Source organism: Sphingopyxis sp. (assembly GCF_051861155.1).
Lineage (GTDB): Bacteria > Pseudomonadota > Alphaproteobacteria > Sphingomonadales > Sphingomonadaceae > Sphingopyxis.
On record NZ_JBHYDE010000009.1, the window covers coordinates 103,214 to 121,765 of the forward strand.

At 64.9% G+C, this 18,552-nt stretch carries 15 protein-coding genes and 2 pseudogenes; 10 read left to right on the forward strand and 7 right to left on the reverse strand.

The window, feature by feature from the left end; all coding sequences use genetic code 11:
• The 5 genes from ACTIFP_RS15750 to ACTIFP_RS15770 all read left to right on the forward strand — a co-directional run bounded on the left by ACTIFP_RS15750 (nt 1) and on the right by ACTIFP_RS15770 (nt 7,851).
• A complete protein-coding gene (locus ACTIFP_RS15750) occupies nt 1-1,287 on the forward strand; it encodes a dicarboxylate/amino acid:cation symporter (protein ID WP_439569659.1) in 1,287 nt (428 codons plus the stop codon).
• 2 nt (nt 1,288-1,289) lie between these two features.
• Nucleotides 1,290-1,754, forward strand: coding sequence for a RidA family protein (locus tag ACTIFP_RS15755; protein WP_439569660.1), 465 nt, complete (start codon nt 1,290-1,292; stop codon nt 1,752-1,754).
• A gap of 199 nt (nt 1,755-1,953) precedes the next feature.
• On the forward strand, nt 1,954-5,049 hold the full coding sequence (locus tag ACTIFP_RS15760; protein WP_439569661.1) for a TonB-dependent receptor domain-containing protein: 3,096 nt from the start codon (nt 1,954-1,956) through the stop codon (nt 5,047-5,049).
• Between the two features lie 86 nt (nt 5,050-5,135).
• Complete coding sequence (locus ACTIFP_RS15765) at nt 5,136-6,602, forward strand: amidohydrolase (protein WP_439569662.1); 1,467 nt, start codon at nt 5,136-5,138, stop codon at nt 6,600-6,602.
• Nucleotide 6,603: 1 nt separating this feature from the next.
• Nucleotides 6,604-7,851, forward strand: coding sequence for an amidohydrolase family protein (locus tag ACTIFP_RS15770; RefSeq protein ID WP_439569663.1), 1,248 nt, complete (start codon nt 6,604-6,606; stop codon nt 7,849-7,851).
• Between the two features lie 29 nt (nt 7,852-7,880).
• Here ACTIFP_RS15770 and ACTIFP_RS15775 read toward each other — a convergent pair whose 3' ends face one another.
• Both ACTIFP_RS15775 and ACTIFP_RS15780 read right to left on the reverse strand, forming a co-directional pair.
• Nucleotides 7,881-8,360 (reverse strand): Lrp/AsnC family transcriptional regulator, encoded by a 480-nt coding sequence (locus tag ACTIFP_RS15775; protein ID WP_439569664.1) that lies wholly within the window; start codon nt 8,358-8,360, stop codon nt 7,881-7,883.
• Nucleotides 8,357-9,703 (reverse strand): dicarboxylate/amino acid:cation symporter, encoded by a 1,347-nt coding sequence (locus tag ACTIFP_RS15780; protein WP_439569665.1) that lies wholly within the window; start codon nt 9,701-9,703, stop codon nt 8,357-8,359. Before ACTIFP_RS15780 ends, ACTIFP_RS15775 begins: the two co-directional genes overlap by 4 nt.
• Nucleotides 9,704-10,019: 316 nt before the next feature.
• Here ACTIFP_RS15780 and ACTIFP_RS15785 point away from each other — a divergent pair, with 316 nt between their 5' ends.
• The 4 genes and pseudogenes from ACTIFP_RS15785 to ACTIFP_RS15800 form a co-directional block, all read left to right on the forward strand.
• Nucleotides 10,020-10,715: an RNA polymerase sigma factor gene (locus ACTIFP_RS15785; RefSeq protein ID WP_439569666.1), complete on the forward strand. Its 696-nt coding sequence runs from the start codon at nt 10,020-10,022 to the stop codon at nt 10,713-10,715.
• Between the two features lie 14 nt (nt 10,716-10,729).
• Nucleotides 10,730-11,932: a cystathionine beta-lyase gene (gene metC / locus ACTIFP_RS15790; protein WP_439569667.1), complete on the forward strand. Its 1,203-nt coding sequence runs from the start codon at nt 10,730-10,732 to the stop codon at nt 11,930-11,932.
• Nucleotides 11,933-12,065: 133 nt separating this feature from the next.
• Nucleotides 12,066-12,524, forward strand: a pseudogene (locus ACTIFP_RS15795) (TonB-dependent receptor plug domain-containing protein); the annotation flags it as partial.
• Nucleotides 12,525-12,928: 404 nt separating this feature from the next.
• A pseudogene (locus tag ACTIFP_RS15800) lies at nt 12,929-13,162 on the forward strand (FG-GAP repeat domain-containing protein); the annotation flags it as partial.
• Nucleotides 13,163-13,401: 239 nt separating this feature from the next.
• Here ACTIFP_RS15800 and ACTIFP_RS15805 read toward each other — a convergent pair.
• Nucleotides 13,402-14,094: a hypothetical protein gene (locus ACTIFP_RS15805; protein ID WP_439569668.1), complete on the reverse strand. Its 693-nt coding sequence runs from the start codon at nt 14,092-14,094 to the stop codon at nt 13,402-13,404.
• Nucleotides 14,095-14,877: 783 nt separating this feature from the next.
• Between ACTIFP_RS15805 and ACTIFP_RS15810 the strand changes: the two genes are divergently transcribed.
• A complete protein-coding gene (locus ACTIFP_RS15810) occupies nt 14,878-16,437 on the forward strand; it encodes a Fic family protein (RefSeq protein WP_439569669.1) in 1,560 nt (519 codons plus the stop codon).
• Between the two features lie 66 nt (nt 16,438-16,503).
• Here ACTIFP_RS15810 and ACTIFP_RS15815 read toward each other — a convergent pair whose 3' ends face one another.
• Genes ACTIFP_RS15815 through ACTIFP_RS15830 form a run of 4 tightly spaced genes read right to left on the reverse strand, consistent with a single transcriptional unit; the run spans nt 16,504 to nt 18,490 of the window.
• Nucleotides 16,504-17,541: a DUF7146 domain-containing protein gene (locus ACTIFP_RS15815; protein WP_439569670.1), complete on the reverse strand. Its 1,038-nt coding sequence runs from the start codon at nt 17,539-17,541 to the stop codon at nt 16,504-16,506.
• 11 nt (nt 17,542-17,552) lie between these two features.
• A complete protein-coding gene (locus tag ACTIFP_RS15820; protein WP_439569671.1) occupies nt 17,553-17,903 on the reverse strand; it encodes a hypothetical protein in 351 nt (116 codons plus the stop codon).
• 19 nt (nt 17,904-17,922) lie between these two features.
• A complete protein-coding gene (locus tag ACTIFP_RS15825; RefSeq protein ID WP_439569672.1) occupies nt 17,923-18,147 on the reverse strand; it encodes a GDCCVxC domain-containing (seleno)protein in 225 nt (74 codons plus the stop codon).
• Entirely contained in the window at nt 18,140-18,490 is a 351-nt protein-coding gene (locus ACTIFP_RS15830; RefSeq protein WP_439569708.1) for a mercuric transporter MerT family protein, read from the reverse strand. Before ACTIFP_RS15830 ends, ACTIFP_RS15825 begins: the two co-directional genes overlap by 8 nt.
• Nucleotides 18,491-18,552 lie beyond the last annotated feature (62 nt).

Genomic DNA, 18,552 nt, shown 5'->3' on the forward strand with positions numbered 1-18,552 from the left:
ATGAACAGAGCTTTCGCCTTCATCCTCATCTTCGCGATGGTCGCCGGTATCGCGGCGGGCTGGTTCGTCAATTCGCACTACCCGGCCGCGCGCGCCGCCGAAATCGCCGACAATCTCTCGATCCTCACCGACCTTTTCCTCCGCCTAATCAAGATGATTATTGCACCGCTGGTCTTCGCGACGCTCGTCTCGGGGATCGCGCATATGGAAGACGCCGCCGCAATCGGCCGGGTCGGCGCGAAGACGATGGGCTGGTTCATCGGCGCTTCCATCGTATCGCTCTCAATCGGGCTCGTCATGGTTCACCTGCTCCAGCCCGGCGCGAGCCTCTCGCTTGACCTGCCCACCGGCGATGCTGCGGGCGTCGTTGCGACGGGCGATTTTTCGCTCAGACAGTTCGTCACGCATCTCGTCCCCCAGTCTATCGTTCAGGCAATGGCCGAGAACGAAATCCTCCAGATCGTCGTCTTCTCGGTGCTCGTGGGCTCGGCGGTGGCGGCGATCGACGACAAGGCGCCCGCCGTGCTCGCGCTCGTCGAACAGGTCACCGCGATCATGCTCAAGGTGACCGGCTTCGTGATGAAGACTGCGCCGGTCGCGATCTTCGCGGCGCTCGCCTCGACCGTCGCGACGCAGGGACCCGGCGTCCTCATAACCTATGCTGGTTTCGTGAGCGGCTTCTATCTCTCGCTCGGCGTGCTCTGGTTCGTGCTGTTCCTCGCCGCACTCGCGATCATCGGCGCACGCGCCTTCGGTCTGTTCCGCGGCATCCGCACCCCCGTCCTGCTCGCCTTTTCGACTGCGAGCTCGGAAGCCGCTTATCCCAAGACGATGGAAGTGCTCGAGAAGCTCGGCGTCAATCGGCGCATCGTCTCCTTCGTGCTGCCGCTCGGCTACAGCTTCAATCTCGACGGTTCGATGATGTACTGCACCTTCGCGGTCCTGTTCATCGCGCAGGCCTATGGCATCGACATGAGCATCGGCCAGCAGATCACGATGCTGCTCCTGCTCATGGTGACCTCGAAGGGCATGGCCGGCGTCCCGCGTGCCTCGCTGGTCGTGATCTCGGCGACGCTTGCCTATTTCAAGCTGCCCGAAGCCGGGCTGCTGCTGATCCTTGCGGTCGACCATCTGCTCGACATGGGCCGCTCGGCGACCAACGTCGTCGGCAACTCAGTCGCGGCTGCAGTGATCGACCGCTGGGAAGGCCGCCGTATGGCGCGCGAAGCCGCCGCCGGCGAACCCGCCCCCGCCGAACACCTACCCTCTGTCGCAATCAAGGAGTGATCATGCCCAATATCGAAAGCCGCCTCGCCAGCCTCGGAATCGAGCTTCCCGAAGTCTGCCCGCCCGTCGCCAACTATGTCTCGTCGACCCGCTCGGGCAATGTGGTGCAGATCTCGGGCCAGCTCTCGACCCATGCGCAAGGCGGCATCAAGGGCACCGTCGGCGTCGACTGCAGCCTCGCTGACGCCATCACCGCCGCGCGGCTGTGCGCGATCAACCTCGTCGCGCAGTTCAAGGCGGCGGCCGATGGCGATCTCGACCGCATCGCGCGCGTCCTGAGGCTCGGCGGCTATGTCCAGGCCGGCCCCGAATTCTTCGAGATCCCGACGGTAATGAACGGCTGCTCCGACCTCATCGTCGATGTCTTCGGCGAAGCGGGCAAGCATGCGCGCTCGGCGATCGGCGTTTACCGGCTGCCGTTCAATTTCGCGGTCGAAGTCGATGCCGTCATTGAGATTGTCGATTAAATCAATAGACAATTCTGGAACGGCTGCTATGGGCTCCCCCACATAAAATTGCCTTCTAGCGCAACGGGTTGAAATTTTCTGCGCCTGTCCCGATGGGGTTTCATCGGGAACTTGCGTCACAGCAAATGAGATGGGCCAATAATCCATCCGCTGCACGGAGGACGACGCGCCGATCGGGTCGAAAACAAGGGGACATGGCATGACAAACCGCACTCATTCGAACTACCGCAAGCATATTCTCGCCGCCGCATCGTTGATGGGGATGATCGCCGCGCAAAACGCGGCCGCCCAGGAACAGGCGGCGGAGACCGAGGCCGCAACCGAACCGCAATCGGCGCCCCGCGGCGAAGATATCGTCGTGACCGGCAGCCGCATCGCCGGCACCAAGATCACCGAAGCCTTGCCCGTGACCGTTGTCGGCGAGGACGAGATTGCGGCAACCGCCGCAGTGTCGGGCGACGAACTGTTGCGATCGATCCCGCAAATGAGCGACCAGTCGTTCAACAGCGGCAATGGCCAGACGAGCAGCAACTTCGCGCGTGGCGACGTCGGTTCAATCGACTTGCGTGGCCTTGGCGTCGGCAACACCCTCGTCCTGCTCAACGGGCGCCGACTGGTTCAGCACCCGAGCAGCCAGGCGAGCACGTCGCTGGCGCCGGTCATCACCTATAATAGCAACTCGATCCCGGTTTTCGGCATCCAGCGCGTCGAAGTGCTGCGCGACGGTGCAGCAGCGCTTTATGGCACCGACGCGGTGGCGGGCGTGGTCAACACCATCCTTCGCGATAACGTCAACGGCGGCGGCTTGTCGCTGCAATATGGCGGGGCCGAGGGAACGGGGCTGCGCGAGTTCAACGGCTCGGGCTATCTCGGCACTGACTTCGCCGAGAATCGCGGCAATATTTCGCTGTTGTTCAACTACACCAACCGCACGGCGCTTTCCTCGCAGGATCAAGATTATACCGCGACGTCCGATCACCGCCTTTTCGACGATTTCGCAGGGACTGTGTTCGCAGGCTCGAACAGCCTCGACGATACCAGCACTTTGTCCCAGTGGGGCAATTTCACCACTGGTGTGCGCGTGCGCCGCGGAACGACCAACATCACGACCACGGGCGGGGTGTTTTCGATCCAGCCGACAGCCAATGGTGGCTGCTCGGCCGATCTGGGGGGCGGAATCTGTATCGACGATGCGACGCGTGCCACGACCGGCGCGGATCGCAACACAAGGTGGGACGCCCAGGCCAATTATCCGCTTTCGATCATCCCCAGACTGGATCGTATCAACGTGTTCGCGAACGGCCATTATGACCTCAGCGACAATCTGACCGTCTTCGGCGAGGCTGGTTATTATTATGCCAAGACGCGCAGCATCCAGGACAGCGTCTTCTCGATCGGTTCGATCCAGATGACGGTGCCCGCGTCGAACTACTGGAACCCCTTTGGCCCGGTTACCTTCGCCAACGGCACATTGAACCCGAACCGCCTCGCGGGGATCGATGCCCCCGCCGCCGGCCTGCCGGTGACGATCACAAGCTATCGTTTTGTCGATATGGGGCCAACCGTCGTCGACGTCACCAACCGCCAGTTCCGGGCCTTGCTGGGGCTTCGCGGCGAGACGCTCGGCTTCAACTGGGAAACGGCCGCGCTCTACTCGCAAGCGACAGTCCGCGATGTCCAAGACGGGATCAGCGCCACGCTTCTCCAGCAAAGTCTCGCGCTATCGACGCCCGATGCCTATAATCCGTTCAATGGCGGCAGCGCGACCAATCCGACCGGTCCCGACACCACCCCGAGCAACCAGGCGGCACTCGACGCGATCGCGATCAAGACGATCCGCGCGGGCAAATCGACGCTGGCGCAGTGGGACTTCCGGGCGTCCAAGGCCGATCTCCTGACTCTGCCCGCCGGCGATGTCGGCATGGCGCTGGGCCTTGAGCTGCGGCGTGATTCCTATCTCGATGATCGTGACGAACGCGTCGATGGAACGATGAAGTGGACCGATAGGGTCACCGGCGTCGTCCAGGACAGCGACCTGTTTGGTGTCAGCCCAACCCCCGACACAAAGGGATCGCGCACGGTCTTCGCCGCCTATGCCGAACTTGCCGTTCCGCTGATCGCACCCGAAATGGAAATCCCGTTGATCCGCAGTCTCGAGTTGCAGCTCGCGGGCCGCTACGAGCATTATTCGGATTTCGGCAGCATCACGAAACCCAAGGTGGCCGCCGCATGGGATTTGTTCGATGGCTGGCGCATCCGCGGCTCGTGGGCGCAAGGCTTCCGCGCGCCGAACCTCGAACAGACCAAGGCAACGGTCATCACACGCGGCAATACGCGCACCGATTACATCCGCTGCGAGGCCGACCTGCGCGCGGGACGCATCACCAGCTTCGACGCTTGCGCCCAGGGTTTTGTTACCACCGGACGGCGTGCGGGCAATCCCGACCTGAAGCCGGAAACCTCGACCACCTGGACGATCGGCACCGTGCTCCAGCCGCCAGCCTTTAACACCGGTCGACTCCGCACGACCTTCACGGTGGACTATTGGCAGGTCAAGCAGAAGGGTATCGTCGGCGTGTTCGGCGAGGGCAATGCGCTCATCAGCGATTATCTCCTTCGCCTTCAGGGGTCGAGCGATCCCACCGTGATCCGCCTGGCGCCGACGGCCGACGATATCGCATTGTTCGCCGGGACCGGCATCGCACCGGTCGGCCGGGTGCAATATGTCGACGACCAGTATCGCAACCTTGAGCCGCAGACGGTGCGCGGGATCGATTTCGGCCTCAACGTCGGGCTTCGCGACACGGGAATCGGCGATTTCACTATGTCTGCCAACGCGGCCTATCTGCTCAAATATTTTCGTGACGTGTCCCCCGACATCAGGGTCCTGCTTGATGCGCGCGCGGCGGGTGCCATCAACATCGACACGGTCATTCCGGAAGGCGGCAACCAGATTCGCCTCGACGGTTTCCCGAAATGGCGCGGGTCGGCCTCGCTTACCTGGAAGCTGGGGCAATTCACCGCCGGCGGCTTCGTAAGCTACACCGGCAGCGTCGTCGACAACGACATTTCGATCGGCGGAGAAAACCTGATCGTTAAGGCCTACACGACCGCGAGCTTGTACGTGCAGTATGACCTTAAAGGCGGGTTCACCGATGGAACCCAATTGCGCGTCGGGGTGCGCAACATCACCAATGCGCAACCTCCGATCGATTCGGGCTCGTTCGGCTACATGGGCTCGCTCCATTCGCCGATCCCGCGCTACTGGTACGTCAACGTCCGCAAGACTTTCTGACGCACCTCCCGTCCGGTCGTCGCGCACCCCCGGCGCGGCGGCCGGATTGCCGCCCTTCCCATCGTTTCGCACAAGGTGATCCCGGCGTGACACGACATTTCCCCGATATTTCCTCCCCATCGCGCACCCGCCGCGCCGCGCGCACCGCACTTCTCGGCACCGCGCTCGCGCTCCTCGCGGGCTGCGCAGCCGACGCCTCGTCGGCGCGCCCCGCAACCGCCACGCCGCCGCCCGCCGAACCCGCCGCCGCGCCCGCGCCCGCTCCGTTCGCGAGCACCTATCAGCCGCGTCCGGCCGCCGACACCGCGATCGTCGGCGCGTCGGTCTTGACCGGCACCGGCACCCGGATCGATAATGGCACCGTGCTGATGGCGGCAGGCAAGATCGTCGCGGTCGGCGCCGATGTCGCCGTCCCCGCAGGTGCGCGCGTCATCGACGGACGCGGAAAATGGGTGACCCCCGGGATCATCGACGCCCACTCTCACCTCGGCGTCTTCGCCGCCCCCGGCGTCGAGGGCCATGCCGACGGCAACGAGAATATCGATCCCTATACGGCGCATGTCTGGGCCGAACATTCGCTCTGGCCGCAGGACCCCGTCTTCACCAAGGCGCGCGCGGGCGGTGTTACCAGCCTGCTCATCCTGCCCGGCTCGGCCAATCTCTTCGGCGGCCGCGGCGTCAGCGTGAAGAACATCCCGGCGGTCACCGTCCAGCAAATGAAATTTCCCGGTGCGCCCTATACGCTCAAGATGGCGTGCGGCGAGAATCCCAAGGGCCGCTATGGCAGCCGCGGCCGCGCCCCCGCCACGCGTATGGGCGAGGTCGCCGGATTCCGCCGCGCGTGGATCGACGCTGCCGAATATGGACGCAAGGTCGATGCCTATGAAAAGAAGCGCGCGCGCGGCGAGGCCGCCGAGGCACCCAAGCGCGACCTTGGGCTCGAAACGCTCGCGGGCGTGCTCAAGGGCGATATTCTCGTGCAGAACCATTGCTACCGCGCCGATGAAATGGCGGTGATGCTCGATGTCGGCCACGAATTCGGCTACAAGACGCGCGCTTTCCATCATGCGGTCGAAGCCTATAAGATCGCCGACCTGCTCGTCGCCGACGATGTCTGCGTCGCGACCTGGGCGACGCGCTGGGGCTTCAAGATGGAAGCCTATGACGCGATCGAGGAAAATGCCGCGATCTTGAGCAAGGCTGGCGTCTGTGTCGCGATTCACTCGGACGAGCAACGGCTGATCCAGCGCCTCAACGTCGAAAGCGCGGTCGCAATCGCGGCCGGACGCCGCGCGGGAATCGACATATCGCAGGAAGAGGCGATCAAGTGGATCACCATCAATCCTGCGAAGATCATGGGTATCGCCGATCGCACCGGCTCGCTCGAGCCCGGCAAGATGGCCGACGTCGTTCTGTGGAGCAACAATCCGTTCAGCGTCTATGCGATTGCCGAGAAGGTCTTCATCGACGGCGCGCTCATCCACGACACGAGCGATCCGGCAACGCGCTACAGAAGCGATTTTGAAATCGGCCAACCGGTCGGGGAGGAATGAGATGCAACGACGGCTCCCAGTTTTCACAGGCCTCGCCCTGGCCCTCGCTGCGGCTGCCCCCACAGCCGCAGCGCAGACATTTGCGATCACCAACGCGCATCTCGTAACTCCCGGCCCCGTCGGCGAGGTCGAGAATGGCACGGTGATCGTCCGCGACGGGCGGATCGCCGCTGCGGGCACCGGCATCGCCGTGCCCGCGGGCATGCGGACGATCGACGCGCGCGGTGCCACGGTCACGCCCGGCCTCATCGCGGTGAATACCGCGCTCGGCCTGATCGAGGTGAGCTCGGTCGACGGATCGGTCGACAACAAGACGCATAATTCGGGGATCAGCGCCTCGTTCGACGTCCAGTACGGCCTCAACCCCGCCTCGACGCTGATCCCGATCGCGCGCCTCGGCGGGGTCACGCACGCGGTCGTTATACCCGACTATGACGACAGCGACGCGGAACGCGAACTGCCCTTCGCGGGCAAAGCGGCGCTGATCTCGCTCGGCGAAGGCGCGAACATCCTTCACCGGTCCGGCGTCGGCATGATGCTCGAGCTTGGCGAGGACGGCGCCGCGCGCATCGGTGGCTCGCGCGCCGCCGAGTTCGTGCAGCTTCGCCAGATCCTCGACCTCGCGCGCCAAGCGCCGCGGGACGAATATCCCTTCGAGCTGTCGCAGGCCGACGTCGCCGCTCTCCGTCCCGTGCTCGCGGGCACGATGCCGCTGATCGTCGTCGTCCACCGCGCCGCCGACATCCAGCAAGTGCTGAAACTCGCGCGCGACTATAAGCTCAAGATCATCCTCTCCGGCGCCGAGGAAGCTTGGCGCGTCGCCGGCGAGATCGCCGCGGCGAAGGTTCCGGTCCTCATCAACCCGACCTCGAACATTCCCTCGAACTTCGACATGCTCGGCGCATCTTTGCAGAATGCGTCGATCCTGAAGGCGGCGGGCGTCGAGATCGCGATCGGCGGCAACGACGCCGGCCACCGCGTCCGCGAGATGCGCTATAATGCCGGGCTCGCGGTATCGCGCGGCCTTCCCTACGCCGCCGGCATCGAGGCGCTGACGCTCGCGCCGGCACGCATCTTCGGGGTCGGCGACCAGATGGGCTCGATCGCGCCGGGCAAGGCCGCAGACATCGTGATCTGGGACGGCGATCCGCTCGAACCGCTCACGCAGCCGACCGCGATCTTCATCGCGGGCAAGGAACAGCCGCTGACCTCGCGCGCCACCGAGCTCGGCAAGCGCTACGCGCGCTGACTCCGCTTACCGCGCGTTCGTCCTGACGATCAGGACGGACGCGCGGTAAGCGGCAGGGCCGTTGTGAACTTGATTTCCTCCATCGAGAAAGCCGAACTCACGTCGGTGAGCCGGATCGAACGGATGATGCGCCGGTAGACCGTGTCATAGGCAGCCATATTCTCGACGCGCAGCTTGAGCAGATAGTCGACATCACCAGTCATCCGGTAGAATTCGACCACCTCGGGAATGTCGCGGATCGCCGAGTTGAGCATTTCGAGCCAGGCCTCGCTATGTTCGGAGGCGCGCAGGCTCACGAAGACGGTCAGATCGAGACCCAGCGCACTGGCGTTGAGAATCGTGACGCGCCGCGAGATCACGCCGCTCTCCTCGAGCCGCTTGATCCGCCGCCAGCAGGCGTTTTGCGACATGTTCGCCTTGGCGGCGACCGCAGCGACCGATAGCGTCGCATCCTCCTGAAGGATCCCCAATATCCGGACATCGGCATCGTCGAGCGAAACACGGGTCATGATTTTCCTCCATCCAAGTTCGGGACACCGGCGGCGCCCATCGCGAGAGCGGGCCGTAGCGCGGCCTCCCCTTCGCCTGCTGCAAATTCATCGGCGCCAAGATCGGCGGTGGCGCGCGCCGGGCCCATCCGGGCGATCGCCGTCGTCGCGGCGACATCCATCGTCACGTTGCCGACCGTGCGCACAAGGTCGGGGATCATCTCGACCGCGATAAGCAGCGCGAGCGGCTCGATCGGGATGCCCATCGCGACGCAGATCGGCGCGATCGAGGTCAGGAAGCTGACCTGCCCGGGGAGGCTCACCGATCCGATCGTCGTGATCGCCGCGACCGCTGCGCCCGCCGCGATCGCCGACGGCGCGAGCGGGATGCCGAGCCAGTGCGCGACATAGATGGCGACCGCGAGGTTCATCGCCGGGCTCGTCACGCGGAAGATCGCAACCGCGACGGGCAAGGACACGCGCGCGACCGACCGCTCAACCCCGAGATCGGCCGACGCTTTCAGCATCGGCGGCAGCGAGGCGAGCGACGACTGGGTGCTGAGCGCGACCGCCTGCGCGGGCGCTACCGCCTTCGCGAAAGCGAGAAGGCGCACGCGGCCGCCGAAGACCGCGACCGGATAGGCGAGCGCCCAGGCGGCAAGACCCGCGCTCGAGACAATCACGACATAATGGGCGAGCGCGCCGATCGCCGAGGTGCCGGCGCGCGCGCCGACGCCGAAGGCGAGCGCAAGCACGCCGATCGGCGCGAGCGCGAGCACCCAGCCGACGATGAGCAGCACCGCGTTGGCGATGGTGTCGAAGAAGGCGGTCACCGGCTCGCGCTGCGCGGCGGGGAGCCGCGCGAGCGCGACCGCGAAGACCGCGGTGAAAAGAATGAGCGGTAGCAGCGCGTCGTTCGCTGCCGCGGCAATCGGGTTGGTGGGCACGATCGAACGCAGAAAGGCCCCGATCCCGACCGTCGGCGCGTCAACATGCGCCCCGGTCGAGAGGCTCGCGGCGAGCGAGCGGGCGGCATCGGCGGGCATCGGAAAGATACCGAGGAGCGCCGGGACAAGGACCGCCGCCATCGCGGTCGAAATCCAGAGCAGCGCGATGAAGGTGACGACCGAGCGCATCGCGACCCGGTCGCCGCGGGCGCTGTCGACCGTCTTCGCGATCCCGGTGATCAGGAGCGATACGACGAGCGGAATGATCGTCATCCTGAGGCCGTCGAGCCAGACGCCGCCAATGCTATCGGACACGGCGACGGCGTCCTCCAGACCTCCGAGGCCGATCCGCGTCCATCCAACCCCTAGCGCCAGCCCGGCGATCAGCGCCGACAATATGAGCCAGGTTCTCGCCATGCGACCACTCCTCCTGCCTCCACGACGCGGGAAGCCCCTTGGCTTTGACGCGGTGCGAACCGAATACCCCATCGCGCAAAGAGCGATTTCGCGAGGAAGTTTCACGCTCCGGCGCTGATTGTTGCATTTCAAAGGCGACTTAGGGACAGTCGATTCGACCGAACCTGCGTCGTTCATGTAGGAACTAGATCATTTGATCGACAAAATTGCGAGTTTTGAGTTCAAACATCCCAATATTTAATCAATCTGCCTCAAAGTCGGTGATGAATTCACCTCGGCATCCGTGTCATAAAATGTCTCCATAAGGGGACGCACGATGACATTCAGTGCCTATGGGGCAGACTATGGGAATGAAAACGTCGTGTCGGACGATGTCTGGCGAGCGTTCGAATTCATCGATCCGCCCGCCGAGCGACCGCCGGTCGAGACATCTCCGCCCGCGGCCCGAGAGAAAACCCGCCCGGATCTGATCGACGCCTTCTGGCCCCACCTTCCCCTGCTCAGGAAATATCTGCGCCGCCGCGTTCCGGTCTCCGACCTCGACGACGTGCTCCAGGACGTCTTGCTCAGCATCCTGCGCCGCGCCGACGCCGATGCCATCGCGCATCCCAAATGCTATCTCTTCCAGGCCGCGCAGGCCGCGCTCGTCGACCGCCATCGCCGCCAGACGACGCGCCGCAGCGACTGCCATTGCCAGCTCGACGAACCCGACCATCCGGTCGACGAGATGTCACCGCTGCGCATCCTTCTCGCAAAGGATGAAGTCCGCGCGGTCGAAGACACACTCAGCCAGCTTCCCGAACGCACGCAGGAAATCCTCGTTGCGATCCGCGTCGAAGGGTCGAGCCTGAAGAGCCTGGCGAGCCGCTACAACATCTCGACGAGCGCGATCGAAAAACATGTGACCAAGGCCGCCAAGGCGCTTTCGGTCGTCCGCCGCAGCGATCTCGTAGCGGCGAACCGCAACGGCGCCTCGCCGCAGCGCCAGAAACTCCACTCCAATTCCATCTGAGAAAGAAAAGATAAATGACGCTTTGCAGTACGGTTCACGAGCAGACGCGGCTCATCCACGGCGACAGCCCGTGCGACGCGCTCCAGCGAACCCCCGGCCCTGTCATCCAGCGCGGATCGACCGTGCTGCTTCCGAGCTGCGAGGCGCTCTACGACGGCGGCAAGGTGACCTATGGCCGCGTCGGCCTTTCGACCCAGCGCACGCTGCGCGACGCGCTTCGCGATCTCGAAAATGCCGACGAGGCCTTCATCTACCCCTCGGGGCTCACCGCGATCACCGGTACGCTGCTCGCGCTGCTCTCGGCGGGCGACGAGGTGCTCGCCTGCGACACCGTCTATAACCCGACCCGGCGTTTCCTTGCCGGCACGCTCGCGCGTTACGGCGTCACCGCCCGCTATTTCGACCCGGCCGACGACGCCGAGGCGATCCGCGCGATGATCACGCCGAAGACCCGCGTGATCTTCCTGGAATCCCCCGGCTCGCTGAGTTTCGAGATGCAGGATATTCCCGCGATCGCCGCGATGGCGAAGGAAGCCGGTATCATGACGGTGATCGACAACACCTGGTCGGCTGGCGTCCTCTTCAAGCCGCTCGACCATGGCGTCGATGTCAGCATACAGTCGCTCACCAAATATGTGTGCGGCCATTCGGACGTGTTCATGGGGCTTGCCGCAGCCAAGGGCCACGCCGCCGAACTGCTCGCGGCGTCGAGCTACGAGACCGGCTGGGCGGTGTCGCCCGACGACGCCTATATGGCGATCCGCGGCCTCCGCACGCTCCACACCCGTCTCGCACAGCATGGCGCGGCCGCGCTCCAGGTCGCCGAATGGCTCGAAGTCCAGCCCGAGGTCCATTCGGTCATGTGCCCGGCGCTGCCGGGCGATCCCGGCCATGCGATCTGGAAGCGCGACTTCACCGGCATCTGCGGCCTGATCGGCGCGGTTCTCCACCCCGCATCCGAGGCGGCGGTTGCCGCGATGGTCGAGCGGCTCGAGCTTTTCGGCCTCGGTTTCAGCTGGGGCGGCTATGAGAGCCTCGCGATTCCCGTCGATCCGCAGCTCAAGGCGCGGACCCACAAGCTGAGCTATCCCGGGCCCTTGCTAAGATTGCACATCGGGCTCGAAAGGGTGGATGACCTCATCGCGGATTTGCGGCAAGGGCTCGACACCCTTTCGCAGGACACCGCGCCGCAACACAAGTTGAGGGCCGCAGGATAAGCGCCGAAACCGGCGAAAAACGAAAATATAGCAGGTTCAATCGGGGGAACATTTTACCGTGTTTAGGAGCAAGACCATGAAAACATATACGAGACTGCTGGTGGGGGCGTCCTGCGTCGCCGCCGCCGTTTCCATGCCCGCGTTCGCGCAGGACGCCGCAGCCGATGACGCCGGTGAGACCGCATCCCAGTCCGAGATCATTGTCACCGGCACCCGCGGCCAGGGACGCACCGTCATTTCGAGCCCGACGCCGATCGATGTGATCGGCGGCGAAGAGCTCGAGAAGCTCGGCGGCGGCATGCAGCTGCGCGACGCGCTGACCCAGCTCGTGCCATCCTTCCAGTCGACGACGGTCGGCAGCTCGTCGTTCAACAGCCTGACGCGCCCCGCGGGCCTGCGCGGTCTCTCGGGCGTCCATGTGCTCGTGCTCGTCAACGGCAAGCGCCGCCACAACAGCTCGATCATCGACTTCAATTCGGGCGCAACGTCGCAGGGCGGCAACCCGGTCGATCTCGACCTCATCCCGTCGAGCGCGATCGAACGCATCGAAGTGCTGCGCGACGGCGCCTCGGCGCAATATGGCTCGGATGCGATCGCCGGCGTGATCAACGTCATCCTCAAGACCAATGACTCGGGCGGCAAGGCGACGCTCGAAGCCGGCCAGCGCTACGGCCGCGACGGCAGCGGCAGCGATGGAGAGACCATCTCGGGCAGCGTCTCGCACGGCTTCGCAATCGGCGACGGCGGCTCGTTCACCCTGTCGGTCGAAGGCAAGAAGGCGAAGGCCGCCGTCCGCAACACCGACGTGACCGGGGCGCTCTACTTCCCGCTTCCGGGCGGCGCGCCCGATCCGCGCGAACTCACCGCCAATCGCCGCACCTACCCGCCGATCAGGCCGGCGACGACGCGCGCCCGACCGTCGGCGCCTGCTGGTTCGACTACGACCGCGACGGCGACCTCGATCTCTTCCTCGCCAACCAGTCGGGGGCCACCGACGCGCTGTGGCGCAACGACGGCTACCGCTTTACCGACGTCGCCCCCGCGCTCGGCATCGATCGCCCGGGCCGTCCGCGCACCGAAGGCAGCGTCGGCTGCGCGGTTGGCGATTATGACAATGACGGCGAACTCGACCTCTTCGTCGCGAGCTATGGCGTCAACATCCTCTACCGCAACAAGGGCGACGACAGCTTCGAAAATGTCGCGCCCGAGCTCGACCTCGCCGAGGATAATCATGCCGTGGGCGCCGCCTGGGGCGATTACGACAATGATGGCTGGCTCGACCTGTTCGTGACCGCCTACACCGGCAAGTCGGGCCAGCAACAGCCGGCGAACCGGCTCTACCGCAACCTCGGTGGCAGGGGCTTCGCCAATATCCTGGCCCCAGGCTCGACGCTCAACGTCGCCGATCATGGCGTCCAGTGGATCGACTATGACCGCGACGGTGCACTCGATCTGTCGGTGACCCGCGGCTACACCGACACCGGCGGCCATTTCCTTTTCCACAAAGATCTCGGCAAGGCAGCCGCGCGCCGCAGCCTCGCCGTGCGCGTGCTCGACAAGGCCGGGCGCTTAACGCGGATGCCTTCGGGGATCAGCGCCGCGGCCTTTTCGCGAAGCCGTTTGTCCATGAAGTCACGGCTGTCGATCATCGACGCGGTCATCACCTTGTGCTGCGCGCGCGATCCGGTGCGCGGCATCCACGCCTTGCGGAGGTGAAGACGGAATTGTTCGGCGGCGCATTCGCGGAAATATTCCATGGTATCGCGGCGCTCGATCATGGTGATGCCCTCGGCGATCTTGCGCTCCAGCTCGACCGAGCGGATTTCGCTGCCGTCCTGCTCGCGCTGCTGCTCGCGCTGCGCCTGCTCGTTGCGATCGAGGTCGCGTTCGATGCGTTCGCCGGCGCGGTGAAAGATATTGACGATGTTCCAGAGCAGATCCTCGAGATCGGGCTCGATGCGCGTGTCGATCAGACAGCCCGCCATTGCGTCGAAGATGTCGGCGACGGCGCCGCCGGCAAGCCGGTCGTCGGGCAGCGGCCGCCCGTCGGGCTCGTCGTCATAGGGTCGGTGACCGTAGAGCTGCATTTCCTGGAGAAGATATGCGCTGGCGCCGGGTTCATACGGCTCGCCGCGTTCGGGAAGGTCGGACAGGTCGGTCATGGCGTTTCTCTTGTCTGGCGGCCGCGCCTCTCGCGGCCTTCGCGGCGACGTCTCCGCGGCGGCGGGTGCGGGTCCGCACCGCATGGGCAGAGCCCAGGCGGCCGAAGCGCCAGCGCAGGATGGCGGGCGAAGGCTATTTTGCTTCGCGATGCAAAGGGGCGTAGCCCCGGCGGAAAATAGCCGCACGCCAAGCCATTGCGCGGCCCGCGCCCGCTGCCGCAGTCGCCCTCCAGCGAAGGCCGGAGGCGCGGCCGCCCGGGAAAAGGGGTCGATCGCCCTGTTTTTCACCTGAACATGGCGAGCCGCTTGTCCCTGGCACAGCGTTGGTCACGAAATATGGGGTCGGCGCCGCGCTATTCGAAGGCTGAGCTCCGGGCAGGCTCGGCCAGATACTCGGCGAGGCGATGATGTGGTCGAAGATGTCCGAAATACTGCTGTATATTCCGGATCTGGATAAACCCGCATCCGGATAGAAAGCCGCCATCCTCGACGGTGCCGAGGTGCCCGGCCGCGTCTGACCGATGCGCGTTGGAGCCGGTCTCTTCGGCTTTGGTCTGGTCTGCGGCAAGCTATCCGGCGGTGACCCGCATGACTTGAGCTATGAATTAACTCTTGGGATCAATTGTATCGCACAATAACCTAAAAATCGTCCAGCATGATAACCTAAACATGATGCAGCAGAAAAACCTAAGATTGGTCTTGCATAATAACCTAAAAATCGTACATCATAATAACCTAAGAACCATCCAGCAGAAAAACCTAAAACTTAACCCCAGAGGCATCATGGCCACCCCGCAAGAAAAACTCGCCAATGCGCTCGAAACGCTGCACCAGTTGCAGGAGACGGGTCGGATCGCCATCCGCAGCGAGGATCTCGATCGCCCCCAGCGCGAACTGCTCCTCAAGCATGGTTTTCTGCGCAGCGCGATGAAAGGCTGGTACATCGCCAGCCCGCCCGAAAGCGCGCAGGGCGAGAGCGGCATCTGGTTCACCGCCTATTGGAGCTTCTGCGCCCAATATCTCGCCGACCGCTTCGGCGACGACTGGTCGCTCACCCCCGAGCTGTCGCTTGCGCTCCAGACCGGCAACCGCACCGTGCCGCATCAGCTGCTCGTTCGTGCTGGGAAGGCCGGAAACAAGGCAACCGGCCTGCTGCTCGGCACCTCGCTCTTCGATACGCGCGCCGCCCTCCCAGAGGCGAGCGACCTCGTCGTGCAGGACGGGCTTCGGCTCTTCTCGATCCCTGCCGCGCTGATCGCGGCGAGCCCGGGCTATTTCGACGCGAACAGGATCGACGCGCGCGCAGCGCTTGGGACGATCCGCGATGCGTCGGAACTGCTCGAGCGGCTGCTCCAGAAGGGCCAGAGCGTCGTTGCCGGTCGGCTCGCGGGCGCCTTCCGCAACATCGGGCGCGGGCGGATCGCCGACGACATTCTCAAGGCGATGGACCGCGTTGGCTATCAGGTCCGCGAAGTCGATCCTTTCGCGGAAAAGCTCGCCAACGCCATGCCGCTGCGCGAACGGTCCCCTTATGCCGGGCGCATCCGCCTGATGTGGGAGGCGATGCGAGGCCCGATCATCGAGCGCTTTCCCAAAGCGCCCGGGCTCCCCGCCGACGTCGAGGCCTATCTCCAGCGCGTTCAGGACGTCTATGTGACCGATGCCTATCATTCGCTGTCGATCGAGGGGTATCGCGTGAGCCCTGACCTGATCGAGCGGGTGCGCACCGGCGCCTGGAATCCCGACCTCGATGCCGCCGACCGCGAACTGAAGAACGGCCTCGCCGCGCGCGGCTATTGGCTCGCCTATCAGGCGGTTCTGGCAAGCGTCCGCAAGGTCGTCGGCGGCGCCAATCCCGGCGAGGTCGCCGACGCCGACCATGGCGACTGGTATGGCGAGATGTTCAGTCCCAATGTCGAGCTCGGTTTCGTCGAAGCGAAGGATCTCGCAGGCTATCGCAGCGGGCAGGTCTATCTGAGCGGGGCGCTCCATGTGCCGCTCAGCCCCGACGCGGTGCGCGACGCGATGCCGGTCTTTTTCGAACTGCTCAGCGAGGAGACCGAAGCCTCGGTCCGCGTCGTCCTCGGCCATTTCATCTTCGTCTATATCCATCCCTATATGGACGGGAATGGACGAACCGGCCGCTTCCTCATGAACCTGATGCTCGCAGCCGGCGGCTATCCGTGGACGGTCATCCCGGTCGAACGGCGCAAGGATTATATGGCCGCGCTGGAAGCCGCGAGCAGCGAACAGAATATCGCGCCCTTCGCCGACTTTCTGGCAGGCCTTGTCCAAAGCACCCTGAAAGGCGAAGCGGCCGCCCAGTTGCCCGGCGCGCACTGATCGCGCGGCGCGCCATCCCTCGATCTACGCCGCTCGTGCCTTCTCATCCGCCGACAACGCGCCCTCTCACCGCCCGAGAAGGCGCATCGCATCGAGCGGCTGCATCTGGGTCCGGACCCACGCCGTCATATCCCTTCGGCCCATGCGGACGAGGTCGCTGTTGAAATCGTCGAGCCGCGGATCGAGGGGCCGGACGTCGATGCCAAGCGACATCGACCGCTCGGCAATCGCGCCATATGCCGCGAGACCGGCCGCGTCCCTGTCGCGCGCGACATAGAGGCGGCGAAGCGGACCGGGAAATTCGAGCGCCGCGAGATGCGCGGCCGACAGGCCCGCGACGAGAGGCAACGCCGGGGCGATTTCGCGCAGGGACAATGTGGTTTCGATGCCCTCGCCGAAGACCATGACCTCGCCGGCCAGTCCGAAGCGGACACCGGCCCCGAGCAGATGCCCCATTGCCCGCCGTGGATAGGCGACGGGCGCCTTGGCGGGGCGGGCGGGGTCGAGCCAGGTGCGATGGACACCCGTGAGCGCGCCGTCGAGATCGGTCACCGCCGCGATCATCGCCGGCCATGCCGCCTTGACCGACACATCATCTTCGTCGGACCGGCGATAATAGCAATGCGGATGGAAGCGCAGCGCAGGCATGTCGCCGACCTGCCGAAGCTCGCGATCGGCGAGATAGGTTCGCACCGGCGTTCCCGCGACCGCCTTCGAAGCAGCCCAAAGCCGCACCGCCGCCTCCCGGCTTCCCGGGCGCGCCCGGCGCGGCCGCGGACCCTGCGGCACTGTCTCGGGACGAGGCAGGCTCAGGAAGCGGCGAGCTTCGGCGAGCGTCTCGCCCAGGTTCGCATGGGCGCAGCTCGCGGCGATGATGTCGAGGAGATCGCCATGATCGCCGCTCGCCGCATCGGTCCATTTCCCGGCCCGCGGTTTGCCGTCGTCGCCGCCGAGCCGAACATAAAGGCTCCGCCCGGGCACATTATGCATATCGCCGACCATCCAATAATGGCCTTCGCGGCGACCGTTCGAGAGATAATGACGGCACACTGCCTCGGCGTTTTCGGCGAGGCGGCGCGCGATATCGCGAGCTGGGCTTTTCATGCGGGGCTCCTTCAGGCGGCCTTGCGGTCGCTGACCCGTTCAATCGGAAACCGATCGACGAGCCGCGCGAACACATCGGCGCCAGCAGCCCCTGCCGGCACGTAGAGCTTCAATTTCCATGAGACGATCTCCGAAATCAAGCCAAATGCCTTCAGCCGTTCGACGCCGAGATCGTTGAAACCGGTGAGCTCGATCCGCCAGTCGTTCATCGCCCGAACGCGCGCCACCCGCTGGCCTTCGGCGAGGTGAAGGACGGCTTCGCCCGCAAGAAGCATCGACCAGGCCTGTGGCGCCGAAAGCTGCGGCGGCCCGTCGTCGACGATCCGCGCGGCCCATGCGGGCGACACGCGGCGCCCAATCACGCGCTCATGGGCGTGCCGCTCAGTCGCAGCAAGCGCCCTTGCCCCCGATCTGGATCGGCGGGCAGGGCGTAGTGCCATAGGAGCAGAATACGCAGCAGTCGCCGGGCTCGGGCCTCAACACCGCGCTGCAGCCCTTGCAGTCATAGAAGAACTGGCAGGCATCGGTCGGCATCGTTTCCGTCGCCCGATGACCACACAGCGGACAGGTGATCGTCGAGCAAAGTTCCGCGCCGGCGTCAGACATAATGGTAGCCCGCCCATAGCAGAGCCGCGCCAAACAGGAGGCCGGCAAGCGTCAGGATGCGCATTGAGCGAGGCGTACAGGCGCCGCCGGGGCCGCAGCGCCTGGCCGCCCGTTGCTGCCGGAACAGCAGGAAGGCGCCAAGAAGGAGGCACACCGCGCCGATCAGCAGAAGCGGTGTGCGATAAGGCATGGCAACCATGGCGATGCCGCCGATCCATATGGTCCCGATGCCCGCCGAGGCAAGAAGGAAGGGCAGCGCGCAACAGGACGCGACGCCGAAAGCGGCGGCGATGCCCGTGAATGTGAAGGCGGCAGCGCCGATGCCTTTGGGTCGATTTTGCATTTCTGACACGGGATCGGTTCCTTGTGCGGGATGGGAGACCGCCGTAGCATCTGTAGCAGCTA